The sequence below is a fragment of the Pseudomonas sp. TE3911 genome, from assembly GCF_054062775.1.
Window position 1 is genome coordinate 1 of record NZ_JBSSFP010000001.1, and the last position, 14,990, is coordinate 14,990.

General features: G+C 57.4%; 3 protein-coding genes, 2 tRNA genes and 3 rRNA genes. All 8 read left to right on the top strand.

Annotation, left to right across the window (positions count from 1 at the left end; translation table 11 throughout):
* The first annotated feature begins 397 nt into the window (after window positions 1-397).
* The 8 genes from ACVWXD_RS00005 to recD all read left to right on the top strand — a co-directional run bounded on the left by ACVWXD_RS00005 (window position 398) and on the right by recD (window position 14,985).
* A 16S ribosomal RNA gene (locus ACVWXD_RS00005) occupies window positions 398-1,934 on the top strand.
* A gap of 83 nt (window positions 1,935-2,017) precedes the next feature.
* Window positions 2,018-2,094: transfer RNA gene (locus tag ACVWXD_RS00010), tRNA-Ile, on the top strand.
* 30 nt (window positions 2,095-2,124) lie between these two features.
* A tRNA-Ala gene (locus tag ACVWXD_RS00015) sits at window positions 2,125-2,200 on the top strand.
* 247 nt (window positions 2,201-2,447) lie between these two features.
* Window positions 2,448-5,339 (top strand): 23S ribosomal RNA (locus ACVWXD_RS00020).
* Between the two features lie 169 nt (window positions 5,340-5,508).
* Window positions 5,509-5,624: ribosomal RNA gene (rrf, locus tag ACVWXD_RS00025) — 5S ribosomal RNA — on the top strand.
* Together the 16S, 23S and 5S rRNA genes with 2 tRNA genes alongside form the textbook arrangement of a ribosomal RNA operon.
* 135 nt (window positions 5,625-5,759) lie before the next feature.
* The gene (gene recC, locus ACVWXD_RS00030; RefSeq protein ID WP_457370563.1) at window positions 5,760-9,212 is read left to right on the top strand and encodes an exodeoxyribonuclease V subunit gamma; all 3,453 of its coding nucleotides are present in this window, start codon (window positions 5,760-5,762) and stop codon (window positions 9,210-9,212) included.
* Window positions 9,209-12,883: an exodeoxyribonuclease V subunit beta gene (gene recB, locus ACVWXD_RS00035; RefSeq protein WP_457370564.1), complete on the top strand. Its 3,675-nt coding sequence runs from the start codon at window positions 9,209-9,211 to the stop codon at window positions 12,881-12,883. The genes recC and recB overlap by 4 nt, the downstream gene beginning before the upstream one ends.
* The gene (gene recD / locus ACVWXD_RS00040) at window positions 12,880-14,985 is read left to right on the top strand and encodes an exodeoxyribonuclease V subunit alpha (RefSeq protein ID WP_286819521.1); all 2,106 of its coding nucleotides are present in this window, start codon (window positions 12,880-12,882) and stop codon (window positions 14,983-14,985) included. The genes recB and recD overlap by 4 nt, the downstream gene beginning before the upstream one ends.
* The last annotated feature ends 5 nt before the right edge of the window (window positions 14,986-14,990 follow it).

The following is a 14,990-nucleotide window of genomic DNA, read 5'->3' on the forward strand; positions in this document are numbered from 1 at the left end:
GCAGTTTTCGGCGGTAAGTTGCTTCAGTTCATCGAAGCCAAAAGGAAGTTGAAAAAGAGGTGTTGACAGCAGCGTGTAACGCTGTAGAATTCGCCTCCCGCTGATGAGAGATCAGAAGCGCAAGTGGTTGAAGTTGTTGAAGAAATCTTCGAAAGCTTCTGAAAATAATCACTTGACAGCAAATGAGGCTGCTGTAGAATGCGCGCCTCGGTTGAGACGAAAGATCTTAACCAACCGCTCTTTAACAACTGAATCAAGCAATTCGTGTGGGTGCTTGTGGAGTCAGACTGATAGTCAACAAGATTATCAGCATCACAAGTTACTCCGCGAGAAATCAAAGATGTAACCAACGATTGCTGAGCCAAGTTTAGGGTTTCTTAAAAACCCAAAGATGTTTGAACTGAAGAGTTTGATCATGGCTCAGATTGAACGCTGGCGGCAGGCCTAACACATGCAAGTCGAGCGGTAGAGAGAAGCTTGCTTCTCTTGAGAGCGGCGGACGGGTGAGTAATGCCTAGGAATCTGCCTGGTAGTGGGGGATAACGTTCGGAAACGGACGCTAATACCGCATACGTCCTACGGGAGAAAGCAGGGGACCTTCGGGCCTTGCGCTATCAGATGAGCCTAGGTCGGATTAGCTAGTTGGTGAGGTAATGGCTCACCAAGGCGACGATCCGTAACTGGTCTGAGAGGATGATCAGTCACACTGGAACTGAGACACGGTCCAGACTCCTACGGGAGGCAGCAGTGGGGAATATTGGACAATGGGCGAAAGCCTGATCCAGCCATGCCGCGTGTGTGAAGAAGGTCTTCGGATTGTAAAGCACTTTAAGTTGGGAGGAAGGGCAGTTACCTAATACGTGATTGTTTTGACGTTACCGACAGAATAAGCACCGGCTAACTCTGTGCCAGCAGCCGCGGTAATACAGAGGGTGCAAGCGTTAATCGGAATTACTGGGCGTAAAGCGCGCGTAGGTGGTTTGTTAAGTTGGATGTGAAATCCCCGGGCTCAACCTGGGAACTGCATTCAAAACTGACTGACTAGAGTATGGTAGAGGGTGGTGGAATTTCCTGTGTAGCGGTGAAATGCGTAGATATAGGAAGGAACACCAGTGGCGAAGGCGACCACCTGGACTGATACTGACACTGAGGTGCGAAAGCGTGGGGAGCAAACAGGATTAGATACCCTGGTAGTCCACGCCGTAAACGATGTCAACTAGCCGTTGGGAGCCTTGAGCTCTTAGTGGCGCAGCTAACGCATTAAGTTGACCGCCTGGGGAGTACGGCCGCAAGGTTAAAACTCAAATGAATTGACGGGGGCCCGCACAAGCGGTGGAGCATGTGGTTTAATTCGAAGCAACGCGAAGAACCTTACCAGGCCTTGACATCCAATGAACTTTCTAGAGATAGATTGGTGCCTTCGGGAACATTGAGACAGGTGCTGCATGGCTGTCGTCAGCTCGTGTCGTGAGATGTTGGGTTAAGTCCCGTAACGAGCGCAACCCTTGTCCTTAGTTACCAGCACGTAATGGTGGGCACTCTAAGGAGACTGCCGGTGACAAACCGGAGGAAGGTGGGGATGACGTCAAGTCATCATGGCCCTTACGGCCTGGGCTACACACGTGCTACAATGGTCGGTACAGAGGGTTGCCAAGCCGCGAGGTGGAGCTAATCCCATAAAACCGATCGTAGTCCGGATCGCAGTCTGCAACTCGACTGCGTGAAGTCGGAATCGCTAGTAATCGCGAATCAGAATGTCGCGGTGAATACGTTCCCGGGCCTTGTACACACCGCCCGTCACACCATGGGAGTGGGTTGCACCAGAAGTAGCTAGTCTAACCTTCGGGAGGACGGTTACCACGGTGTGATTCATGACTGGGGTGAAGTCGTAACAAGGTAGCCGTAGGGGAACCTGCGGCTGGATCACCTCCTTAATCGACGACATCAGCTGCTCCATAAGTTCCCACACGAATTGCTTGATTCATTGAAGAAGACGATAAAGAAGCAGCCCGAAATTGGGTCTGTAGCTCAGTTGGTTAGAGCGCACCCCTGATAAGGGTGAGGTCGGCAGTTCGAATCTGCCCAGACCCACCAATTTTGTGTGGGAAACGCCTGTAGAAATACGGGGCCATAGCTCAGCTGGGAGAGCGCCTGCCTTGCACGCAGGAGGTCAACGGTTCGATCCCGTTTGGCTCCACCACTACTGCTTCTGTTTGTTGAAAGCTTAGAAATGAGCATTCCATTGTGATGATGGTGAATGTTGATTTCTAGTCTTTGATTAGATCGTTCTTTAAAAATTTGGGTATGTGATAGAAAGATAGACTGAACGTTACTTTCACTGGTAACGGATCAGGCTAAGGTAAAATTTGTGAGTGGCTCGAAAGAGCCAAATCGAATTTTCGGCGAATGTTGTCTTCACAGTATAACCAGATTGCTTGGGGTTATATGGTCAAGTGAAGAAGCGCATACGGTGGATGCCTTGGCAGTCAGAGGCGATGAAAGACGTGGTAGCCTGCGAAAAGCTTCGGGGAGTCGGCAAACAGACTTTGATCCGGAGATGTCTGAATGGGGGAACCCAGCCATCATAAGATGGTTATCTTACGCTGAATACATAGGCGTAAGAGGCGAACCAGGGGAACTGAAACATCTAAGTACCCTGAGGAAAAGAAATCAACCGAGATTCCCTTAGTAGTGGCGAGCGAACGGGGACTAGCCCTTAAGTGGCTTTGAGATTAGCGGAACGCTCTGGAAAGTGCGGCCATAGTGGGTGATAGCCCTGTACGCGAAAATCTCTTAGTCATGAAATCGAGTAGGACGGAGCACGAGAAACTTTGTCTGAATATGGGGGGACCATCCTCCAAGGCTAAATACTACTGACTGACCGATAGTGAACTAGTACCGTGAGGGAAAGGCGAAAAGAACCCCGGAGAGGGGAGTGAAATAGATCCTGAAACCGTATGCGTACAAGCAGTGGGAGCCCACTTTGTTGGGTGACTGCGTACCTTTTGTATAATGGGTCAGCGACTTATTTTCAGTGGCGAGCTTAACCGAATAGGGGAGGCGTAGCGAAAGCGAGTCTTAATAGGGCGTCTAGTCGCTGGGAATAGACCCGAAACCGGGCGATCTATCCATGGGCAGGTTGAAGGTTGGGTAACACTAACTGGAGGACCGAACCGACTACCGTTGAAAAGTTAGCGGATGACCTGTGGATCGGAGTGAAAGGCTAATCAAGCTCGGAGATAGCTGGTTCTCCTCGAAAGCTATTTAGGTAGCGCCTCATGTATCACTGTAGGGGGTAGAGCACTGTTTCGGCTAGGGGGTCATCCCGACTTACCAAACCGATGCAAACTCCGAATACCTACAAGTGCCGAGCATGGGAGACACACGGCGGGTGCTAACGTCCGTCGTGAAAAGGGAAACAACCCAGACCGTCAGCTAAGGTCCCAAAGTTATGGTTAAGTGGGAAACGATGTGGGAAGGCTTAGACAGCTAGGAGGTTGGCTTAGAAGCAGCCACCCTTTAAAGAAAGCGTAATAGCTCACTAGTCGAGTCGGCCTGCGCGGAAGATGTAACGGGGCTCAAACCATACACCGAAGCTACGGGTATCACGTAAGTGATGCGGTAGAGGAGCGTTCTGTAAGCCTGTGAAGGTGAGTTGAGAAGCTTGCTGGAGGTATCAGAAGTGCGAATGCTGACATGAGTAACGACAATGGGTGTGAAAAACACCCACGCCGAAAGACCAAGGTTTCCTGCGCAACGTTAATCGACGCAGGGTTAGTCGGTCCCTAAGGCGAGGCTGAAAAGCGTAGTCGATGGAAAACAGGTTAATATTCCTGTACTTCTGGTTATTGCGATGGAGGGACGGAGAAGGCTAGGCCAGCTTGGCGTTGGTTGTCCAAGTTTAAGGTGGTAGGCTGAGATCTTAGGTAAATCCGGGATCTTAAGGCCGAGAGCTGATGACGAGTTAACTTTTAGTTAACGAAGTGGTTGATGCCATGCTTCCAAGAAAAGCTTCTAAGCTTCAGGTAACCAGGAACCGTACCCCAAACCGACACAGGTGGTTGGGTAGAGAATACCAAGGCGCTTGAGAGAACTCGGGTGAAGGAACTAGGCAAAATGGCACCGTAACTTCGGGAGAAGGTGCGCCGGTGAGGGTGAAGGACTTGCTCCGTAAGCTCATGCCGGTCGAAGATACCAGGCCGCTGCGACTGTTTATTAAAAACACAGCACTCTGCAAACACGAAAGTGGACGTATAGGGTGTGACGCCTGCCCGGTGCCGGAAGGTTAATTGATGGGGTTAGCTAACGCGAAGCTCTTGATCGAAGCCCCGGTAAACGGCGGCCGTAACTATAACGGTCCTAAGGTAGCGAAATTCCTTGTCGGGTAAGTTCCGACCTGCACGAATGGCGTAACGATGGCGGCGCTGTCTCCACCCGAGACTCAGTGAAATTGAAATCGCTGTGAAGATGCAGTGTATCCGCGGCTAGACGGAAAGACCCCGTGAACCTTTACTATAGCTTTGCACTGGACTTTGAATTTGCTTGTGTAGGATAGGTGGGAGGCTTTGAAGCGTGGACGCCAGTCTGCGTGGAGCCAACCTTGAAATACCACCCTGGCAACTTTGAGGTTCTAACTCAGGTCCGTTATCCGGATCGAGGACAGTGTATGGTGGGTAGTTTGACTGGGGCGGTCTCCTCCTAAAGAGTAACGGAGGAGTACGAAGGTGCGCTCAGACCGGTCGGAAATCGGTCGTAGAGTATAAAGGCAAAAGCGCGCTTGACTGCGAGACAGACACGTCGAGCAGGTACGAAAGTAGGTCTTAGTGATCCGGTGGTTCTGTATGGAAGGGCCATCGCTCAACGGATAAAAGGTACTCCGGGGATAACAGGCTGATACCGCCCAAGAGTTCATATCGACGGCGGTGTTTGGCACCTCGATGTCGGCTCATCACATCCTGGGGCTGAAGCCGGTCCCAAGGGTATGGCTGTTCGCCATTTAAAGTGGTACGCGAGCTGGGTTTAGAACGTCGTGAGACAGTTCGGTCCCTATCTGCCGTGGACGTTTGAGATTTGAGAGGGGCTGCTCCTAGTACGAGAGGACCGGAGTGGACGAACCTCTGGTGTTCCGGTTGTCACGCCAGTGGCATTGCCGGGTAGCTATGTTCGGAATAGATAACCGCTGAAAGCATCTAAGCGGGAAACTAGCCTCAAGATGAGATCTCACTGGAACCTTGAGTTCCCTAAAGGGCCGTCGAAGACTACGACGTTGATAGGTTGGGTGTGTAAGCGCTGTGAGGCGTTGAGCTAACCAATACTAATTGCCCGTGAGGCTTGACCATATAACACCCAAGCAATTTGCTTGCTTCGAGCTGAAAAGCGAAAGAGCACCAGATTGCGGTGTGTGAAGACGAAATGAACCGAAAGTTCGACTCTTGCAAACACCGAAAGCTATCACATACCCAATTTGCTGAAGCGAGGCCAGCTGGTCGCGACTCAGTACCCGAATTTCTTGACGACCATAGAGCATTGGAACCACCTGATCCCATCCCGAACTCAGTAGTGAAACGATGCATCGCCGATGGTAGTGTGGGGTTTCCCCATGTGAGAGTAGGTCATCGTCAAGATTAAATTCCGAAACCCCATTTGCGAAAGCAGATGGGGTTTTGTTTTGGGCGATCGGAAAGTGCGAAGACGCTCATCCGAGCAATCTTCAGTGCTAAAGTCCATGCCTCGATTTTGCTTTTCCCAAGGAAGCCGTTATGCCGGATGCGACGTCCCCCAGCGCTGGATTCATGGTGGTTCATGGCAATCGCCTGGACGAACTACGCAGCCTGGTGGTGAGCTGGATGCGCCGTTACCCACTGGCTCCCCTGGAAAACGAAATTGCCCTGGTACAGAGCAACGGCATTGCCCAGTGGCTCAAACTGGCCCTGGCGGAAGACCCAGAAGACGGCGACATGGGCGGCTGCGGAATCGCTGCCGCGATCGATGTTCAGCTCCCCGGCAGCTTCATGTGGCAGCTCTATCGCATGGTCTTGGGGCGTGACGAAATCCCCCCCACCTCCCTGCTCGATAAAGCCCCACTCACTTGGCGCCTGATGCGCTTGCTTCCTGAGCTCATTGATCAGCCGCACTTCGAGCCATTGCAGCGCTTTCTGACGAACGACGCAGACTTGCGTAAACGCTACCAGCTCGCGGAACGTCTGGCTGACTTGTTCGACCAATACCAGGTCTATCGTGCCGACTGGCTGGAGGACTGGGCCGCCGGCCGCCACCAATTGCGCAACGGTCGAGGGGAATCCAAGCCTCTTAACCCCGCCAATTGCTGGCAAGCCGAGTTATGGCGCGCACTGCTGTTGGACGTCGGGGAAGAGGGGATGGCCGAAAGTCGCGCCGGCGTCCACCAACGCTTTATCGAACGTATCAATGCTCTTGAGGAAGCGCCGAAGGGCTTGCCTTCTCGGGTGATTGTTTTCGGGATTTCTTCCTTGCCTGCCCAAGCGCTCGAAGCGTTGGCTGGCCTTGCCCGTTTCAGCCAAGTCTTGCTGTGCGTGCACAATCCTTGTCGCCACCACTGGTCCGACATCGTCGCCGACAAAGATCTACTGCGTAACGAATACAAGCGTCAATCACGCAAAGCCTGTATGCCGGTCACCATCGACCCACAAACCTTGCACCAGCACGCCCATCCGCTGCTGGCCGCCTGGGGTAAACAAGGCCGCGACTACATCAGTCTGCTGGACAGTTACGACGACCCGAACAGCTACCGCGCTGCCTTTCGTGATGGCCGCATCGACCTGTTCAGTGACAGCGAACCCACGACACTGCTTAACCAACTCCAGGACGATATCCTCGAGCTGCGCCCACTCAACGAAACCCGCGACCTATGGCCCGCAGTCGATCTGGAGCGTGACACCTCAGTTCGCTTCCACATTGCCCACAGCGCCCAGCGCGAAGTGGAAATCCTTCACGATCAACTGCTCCAACGCTTCAGCGCCGACCCCACGCTTCGTCCAAGGGACATCATTGTCATGGTCCCCGACGTCGACAGCTACGCACCGCATATTCGTGCGGTCTTCGGCCAGTTGGAAAGAAGTGATTCACGCTTCATCCCCTTTACCCTGACCGACCAAGGTCAACGTGGCCGCGACCCTCTGCTGATCGCCGTCGAACACCTGCTCAAACTCCCCGACAGTCGCTTTCCCGTCAGCGAAATTCTTGATCTGCTGGACGTCCCGGCCTTGCGTGAACGCTTTGCCATCAAGGAGCGCGACCTGCCCACATTGCACCGCTGGATCGAAGGTGCCGGTATCCGTTGGGGGCTCAACGCGGAACAACGGGCCGGCCTCGGTCTGCCAAGTGAGCTGGAACAAAACAGCTGGAGTTTCGGCCTTCGCCGTATGCTGCTGGGTTACGCCGTCGGCACCGGTGCTGCCTGTAACGGCATTGAACCTTACGACGAAATTGGCGGACTCGATGCGGCATTAATCGGCCCGCTGGTGGCTTTACTCGACGCACTCGGCGATGCCCATCAGGCGCTGTCCCAACCCGCGGCTCCCCACGAGTGGGGCGAACGTTTGCAACGCCTGATACAACTGTTTTTCCTGCCCAGCAGTGAGCACGACGATTACCTGCTGGGTCAGCTTGAGCAACTAAGGGAAACCTGGCTGGTAACCTGCGAGTCAGTAGGCCTACAGGATGAGTTATCGCTCACCGTAGTCCGTGAAGCATGGCTCGCCGGCCTGGACCAAGGTCGTCTATCCCAGCGATTCCTCGCCGGGGCTGTCAATTTTTGCACCTTGATGCCTATGCGCGCGATTCCGTTCAAGCTGGTTTGCCTGCTTGGTATGAACGACGGCGACTACCCGCGAGCCCAACCACCCTTGGATTTCGACCTGATGGGCAGCGACTATCGCCCAGGCGACCGTTCGCGTCGCGAAGACGACCGTTACCTACTACTTGAAGCGCTGCTATCGGCCCGAGACCAGCTTTACATCAGTTGGGTCGGCCGAAGCATCCGCGATAACAGCGAGCGTCCTGCGTCTGTTTTGATCGGCCAACTGCGCGACCATATCGCCAGCGGCTGGCATAACGCAGAACCAGAAAAGCCACTGCTGGACGCGATGACCCAGGAACACCCGCTCCAACCCTTCAGCGCCCGCTACTTCCACGAAGGCGATCCGCTGTTCAGCTACGCCCGCGAATGGCAGTTGCTACACGAAGCGCAGGTAGCCGCACCTGAGCAAGATGATCTGGCACAACACCATCAGGAAGAACCCCTGAGCCTCGGCCAGTTGCAAGATTTCCTACGCAACCCGGTCAAACACTTCTTCAGTCAGCGTCTGAAAGTGTTCTTCGAGGCCGCCGAAGTGCCGCTGGCCGATGAGGAACCCTTCGTTCTCGATGCGCTGCAACGTTACAGCCTGAGCGATAGCCTGTTGAATGCGGCGCTGTCCCAACCCGATCACCTGGACCAAGCCCTCAACGCCCAGGCCCTGCGTTTGCAAGGAAGTGGCTTACTGCCCATGGTCGGTTTTGGCGAGTGCCTGCGCAACGAATTGATCGAGCCCCTGCCGGGTTTGCTGCAACGCTACCAACAATTACTGGCGCTCTGGCCCATTCCACACATCGGTGCCGAACCGATCAGTTTTGAGCATCAAGGCATTGCATTGGAAGGCTGGATCAGCGGCCTGCACCGACGCAGTGATGGCGGATTGCTTAGCGTCACCACCATCCCCAATAGCATTGGATCGATCAAGGCACGCAAGTGGCATCGACTGATCCGCCCTTGGGTCAACCATGTGGTGGCGTGCGCCTGTGGCCTACCGTTGAGCACGGGTCTGGTGGCCAGTGACGATACGTTGCTACTGGCCCCGCTGGATAAGTCCGCCGCCCAGGAACTCCTCTGCAACCTACTGCTGGCCTGGCACAGTGGAATGAGAAAACCGCTGCCGGTAGCCGTAAAAACGGCCTTCGCCTGGCTTAGCCAAACCGACCCGGCCAAAGCGCAGGTGGCAGCGAGCAAAGCCTATGAAGGTGACGGCCTGACCACCGACGGCGAACGCCGCGAAACTCCGGCGCTTACCCGGCAGTTCCCCGATTACGCAGCCTTGATTGCCAGCGAAGAATTCGAAGGCTGGTGCGAAACCTTGTATCGACCGCTGATCAATGCCCCATGGCGATCACTCACAGGCGGAGAGGCCGGCGCATGAGCAGCAAACCCTTGGCCCTGGCCTTCCCGCTGAGCGGCAGCCAACTGATCGAAGCCAGCGCCGGTACCGGCAAGACCTTCACTATTTCTGCCTTGTATCTGCGTCTGGTGCTGGGTCATGGTGGCGATGAAGCCGGGTTCGGTCGCGAGTTGCTGCCACCGCAAATCCTCGTCGTCACCTTTACCGATGCCGCCACCAAAGAACTGCGCGAGCGTATCCGCATTCGTCTGGCCGAAGCCGCTCGTTTCTTCCGCGATGAGATCGAACAACCCGACGCGCTGATCGCTGACCTGCGCGCGCAATACCTCCCGGAGCAATGGCCCGCCTGCGCCAACCGCCTGGACATCGCCGCGCAATGGATGGATGAAGCAGCGGTTTCCACGATTCACAGCTGGTGCCAGCGCATGCTGCGCGAGCACGCGTTTGACAGCGGTAGCTTGTTCACCCAAACCCTTGAAACCGACCACAGCGACCTGCTCGGCGAAGTGCTGCGCGACTACTGGCGGCTGTTTTGCTACCCAATGCGTGACGACGCGCTCAACTGGGTGCGCAACAACTGGGGCGGTCCTGCCGCATTGATGCCTCGGGTGCGCGCACTGTTCGGCAGCGAAAGGCCCACCGATGAAACCCGCGAACCTGCGGAGCTGATCAATGCCTGCTTGCGGGAGCGCCGAGAAGCCCTGATAGAACTCAAGGCGCCCTGGCAGCAATGGGCCGCAGAGCTGCGTGACATCTGCCTGCAAGCCGTGGCCGCGAAAGCCGTTGACGGGCGCAAGATGCAAGCGCGTTACTTCGAGCCCTGGTTCGAAAAAATCAGCGCCTGGGCCGCTGATGAAACCTTGGAACAACTGGACATCGGCACCGGCTTCACCCGCCTCACCCCCGACGGCATGGCCGAAGCATGGAAGGGCGACCCGCCGCAGCACCCCGGCATCGACGCAATGGCCGGCCTCAAAGCCGCTCTCGACGCCTTACCAACCCCTGACGCCGCCGTGTTGCAACACGCTGCCGGTTGGGTGGGTAAACGCTTCGAAGAAGAAAAGCGCCGTCGCGCAGAAATGGGCTTCGACGACATGCTGATCCGCCTGAATGCCGCTCTGCAGGCAGAGGGCGGCGAACGCTTGGCCAGCGTGATCCGAGAGCAATTCCCGGTGGCTCTGATCGACGAGTTCCAAGACACCGACCCGGTGCAGTACAGCATCTTCGACAGCATTTACCGCATCGAAGAGAACCACCTCGACAGTGGCCTGTTCCTGATCGGCGACCCCAAGCAAGCGATCTACGCGTTCCGTGGCGCCGACATCTACACCTACCTGCGCGCCCGCCAATCCACCACCGGCCGCCACCACACCTTGGGTACCAACTTCCGTTCCAGCCATGCGATGGTCGATGCGGTGAACCATGTGTTCCAGCGCGCAGAAACGGGCCGGGGCGCGTTCCTGTTCCGCGAGCCGAATGGCGATAACCCGGTGCCGTTCCAGCCGGTGTTATCCCAAGGCCGCAAGGAAAAACTGCAGGTCGACGGCCAAACGCTACCGGCCATGCACCTTTGGCACCTGCCCACCGACCAGCCGGTGTCCAACGCGGTGTACCGCCAACAACTGGCCGCCGCCTGTGCTACGCAGATTGTCGAGTTGCTCAACGGCGGCCAGCAAGGCACGGCCGGTTTTCTAAGGCCGGATGACAGCTTCAAAGGCGTACTGCCGTCAGACATCGCCATCCTCGTGCGCGACGGCAAGGAAGCCCAAGCGGTGCGCGCCGAGTTGGCCGCCCGTGGTGTGCGCAGCGTATACCTGTCCGACAAGGATTCGGTGTTCGCCGCCCAGGAAGCTCACGACTTGCTGGCCTGGCTCAAGGCCTGTGCCGAGCCGGACGTCGAGCGGCCGCTACGGGCTGCCCTGGCTTGCGTCACCTTGAACCTATCACTGCCTGAACTGGAGCGTCTGAACCAGGACGAACTGGCGTGGGAACGCCGCGTGATGCAGTTCCGTGGCTACCGCGTGATCTGGCGAACCCAAGGCGTGCTGCCGATGCTGCGTCGTCTGCTGCACGACTTCAAACTGCCGCAAACCCTGATTGCCCGCAGCGACGGCGAACGTGTGCTGACCAACCTGTTGCACCTCAGCGAGTTGTTGCAACAAGCTGCGTCGGAACTTGACGGTGAACAGGCGTTGATCCGCCACCTGGCCGAACACCTCGCGTTGTCCGGTCAAGCCGGGGAAGAGCAAATCCTGCGCCTGGAAAGTGATGAGCAACTGGTCAAGGTCGTGACCATTCACAAATCCAAGGGCCTGGAATACGACCTGGTCTTCCTGCCCTTCATCTGTTCGGCCAAGCCGGTCGACGGCAGTCGCCTACCGCTGCATTACCACGATGAACACGGCAAGTCCCAAGTCAGCCTGCGTCCTACGCCTGAGTTAATCGCCCAGGCCGATGACGAGCGCTTGGCCGAAGACCTGCGTTTGCTCTACGTGGCCCTGACCCGCGCCAAACATGCCTGCTGGCTTGGCGTTGCCGACCTCAAGCGCGGCAACAGCAGCAGCTCGGTATTGCACCTGTCGGCGCTGGGCTACTTGCTCGGCGCTGGAGCTTCGTTGGGCGAGTCTGCGGGACTGGCGCGCTGGCTGCTGGATCTGCAGGAAGGCTGCCCGGCCATCCACTATGCCCACGTGCCCGATGCCCAAGAGATCATGTTTCATCCGCCGCGCAACCAAGCGACTTTGCTCGCACCGTTGCTGCCTAAGCGCAAAGCTGCCGAAAACTGGTGGATCGCGTCCTACAGCGCCTTGCGAATGGGTGAAAGCATGAGCGTCGCCAACCTCGAAGCGCCAGAAAGCCCACAAGCGCAAAAGCTGTTTGATGACGAACGCCTCGATCCCGACGCACCGCGTGAAGTGGCGGCTTCCGGCGGCGATATTCACCGTTTCCCACGCGGTCCTAACCCAGGCACCTTCCTTCACGGCCTCCTGGAGTGGGCCGGTGAAGAAGGTTTCAACGCGACGTCGCAAGCCATCGAGAACGCTGTAGGTGCGCGCTGCAATCGCCGTAACTGGGAAGGCTGGATCATCACCCTCAGCGATTGGCTGGGTCACTTACTGCACACGCCATTGCCTGTGGATAACGACCACGTCAGCTTGAGCAGCCTGCAGCAGTATCAGATCGAAATGGAATTCTGGTTCGCCAGCCACAAAGTCGACGTGCTTGCCCTCGACAAGCTGGTCTGCCAGTACACCCATAACGGTGTCTCCCGTGTCGCTGCCGAGCCGGTGCTGCTCAACGGCATGTTCAAAGGTTTTATCGACCTGACCTTCGAATACGATGGCCGCTACTACGTGGCTGACTACAAATCCAACTGGCTCGGCCCTGACGACTTGGCCTACACCCAAGCGGCCATGGAGCAGTCGATCCTTGAGCATCGATATGACCTGCAATACGTCCTTTACCTGCTGGCGCTGCATCGCCAGCTCAAGGCGCGTCTGCCGGACTACGACTACGACCGCCACGTCGGTGGCGCGCTGTATGTGTTCTTGCGGGGCACCCAAGCCGTCAGCCGAGGAGCGTTTTTCACCCGGCCGCCGCGTGAGCTGATCGAAGGCCTGGACCTGCTGTTCCAGGGCAAGCCCATCCCGCCCAAGGTTGAGCCCGCCTGGGAACAAGGAGTGTTGTTATGAGCCTGTTGCCATCACCGCTTGAGGCGCTGGAACCCCTGAGCCGCGCCGCCGACCTGGTGCAGTTGCTGGAGCGTTGGGTTGACCGCGGTTGGCTGCGCGCATTGGACAAAGCCTTCGTCGGTTTCCTGCACGAGCTCGACCCACACGCCGACCCTTTGGTGTTACTGGCCGCGGCGCTGACCAGCCATCAACTGGGCCACGGCCATGTGTGCCTGGATCTGTTCGAAACCCTCAAAGCGCCAGACTTTGCATTGTCCTTGCCGCCCGAAGGCGACCTGCAAACCGGCGCCATGCTGCTGCCGTCGCAGTTGCTCGACGGCCTCGACGGCGCCCACTGGTGTCACGCATTGGCCGCCAGCCCGTTGGTCGCCCTGGCGGTGGACGGCAGCGAATCGGCACACAGTCGTCCCTTGGTACTGTCGGGCACACGCCTGTACCTGCGCCGCTACTGGACCTACGAACGGCGCATCGACACCGCATTGCGCTTGCGTCTCGCCACCCAGGAAACCGTCGCCGCGGATTTGCCCCAACGCTTGAACGGCTTGTTTGACCAGCCGGCGCCCGATGGCGTGATCGACTGGCAAAAACTCGCCTGCGCCCTGGCTACCCGCGGTGCCTTCAGCATCGTCACCGGCGGCCCCGGCACCGGCAAGACCACCACCGTGGTGCGCCTGCTCGCGCTGTTGCAGGCGCCGGCCGTAGAGTCCGGTAGCCCGTTGCGCATCCGGCTGGCCGCGCCTACCGGTAAAGCCGCCGCGCGCTTGACCGAATCCATCAGCCAGCAAGTGCTGTCGCTGACAGTTCCGCAAAGCGTGAAGGAAAAGATTCCGACCCAGGTCACCACGGTTCACCGTTTGCTGGGCAGCCGTCCGGGCACTCGGCACTTCCGCCATCACCTTGGCAACCCGTTGCCCCTGGATGTGCTGGTGGTGGACGAAGCCTCGATGATCGACCTGGAAATGATGGCCAATCTGCTGGACGCGTTACCGCCCCATGCCCGCTTGGTGTTGCTAGGCGACAAAGACCAACTCGCCTCGGTAGAGGCCGGCGCCGTACTGGGTGATTTGTGCCGCGACGCCGAAGCCGGCTGGTACAGCCCTCAGACTCGTCAATGGCTGCAAGCCGTCAGCGGTGAAGACCTCGACGCCAGCGGCCTGCTGGAGGACCTCGACGGCAGCCATCCTCTGGCCCAGCAAGTGGTGATGCTGCGTTACTCGCGACGTTTCGGCGAAGGCAGCGGCATCGGCCAATTGGCGCGCTGGGTCAACCAGCAAAACGCCGAAGAGGCCCGCAAGTTACTGGCCGCGCGTAGCCATAACGACCTGTTCTGCGTCGGCCTTAAAGGTGAGCATGACCACGCCCTGGAACGGCTGGTGCTGGATGGGCAGGGCGATGGCGCCCAGGGTTATCGCTATTACCTCAACTTACTGCACTGCGCGCGTCCGGCCCTCGAAACCCCGCGCGACGATCTCGCCTGGACCCAGTGGGCGCAACAACTGCTGCAAGCCTTTGATGCGTTCCAACTGCTCTGCGCCGTGCGCAAGGGCCCTTGGGGTGTGGAAGGGCTGAACGTGCGCATCACTGCAGCCTTGCGCAAAGTGCGGCTGATCGAGGGTGACGAGCAATGGTATGAAGGTCGCCCGGTGCTGATGACACGCAACGATTACGGCCTGGGCTTGATGAACGGCGACATCGGTATCGCCCTGAAGCTGCCCGAAAGTGACGGCGGCCCTCAGGTGCTGCGCGTCGCTTTCCCACGTAACGACGGCCAAGGCGGCGTGCGATTTGTATTGCCCAGCCGTCTGAATGATGTGGAAACCGTATACGCCATGACCGTGCACAAATCCCAAGGCTCGGAATTCACCCACACCGCGCTGATCCTGCCGGACGCCTTGAACCCGGTGCTGACCAAGGAACTGATCTACACCGGCATCACCCGCGCCAAACGCTGGTTCAGCCTGATCGAGCCCCGTGGTGGTGTGTTTGAGGAGGCCGTGCGGCGCAAGGTCAAGCGTTTGAGTGGGCTGATGCTGGAGTTGGGTCCGGAGTCAGAAATATCTGACGCTGTGCTATCGTTGCGGCATCACCCCGATAACACCTGAGAGTA

Excerpts from the sequence above, each read along its gene's own strand:
- recC (WP_457370563.1), top strand. The coding sequence starts at position 5,760 with ATGCCGGATGCGACGTCCCCCAGCGCTGGATTCATGGTGGTTCATGGC.
- recD (WP_286819521.1), top strand. The coding sequence starts at position 12,880 with ATGAGCCTGTTGCCATCACCGCTTGAGGCGCTGGAACCCCTGAGCCGC.
- recB (WP_457370564.1), top strand. The coding sequence starts at position 9,209 with ATGAGCAGCAAACCCTTGGCCCTGGCCTTCCCGCTGAGCGGCAGCCAA.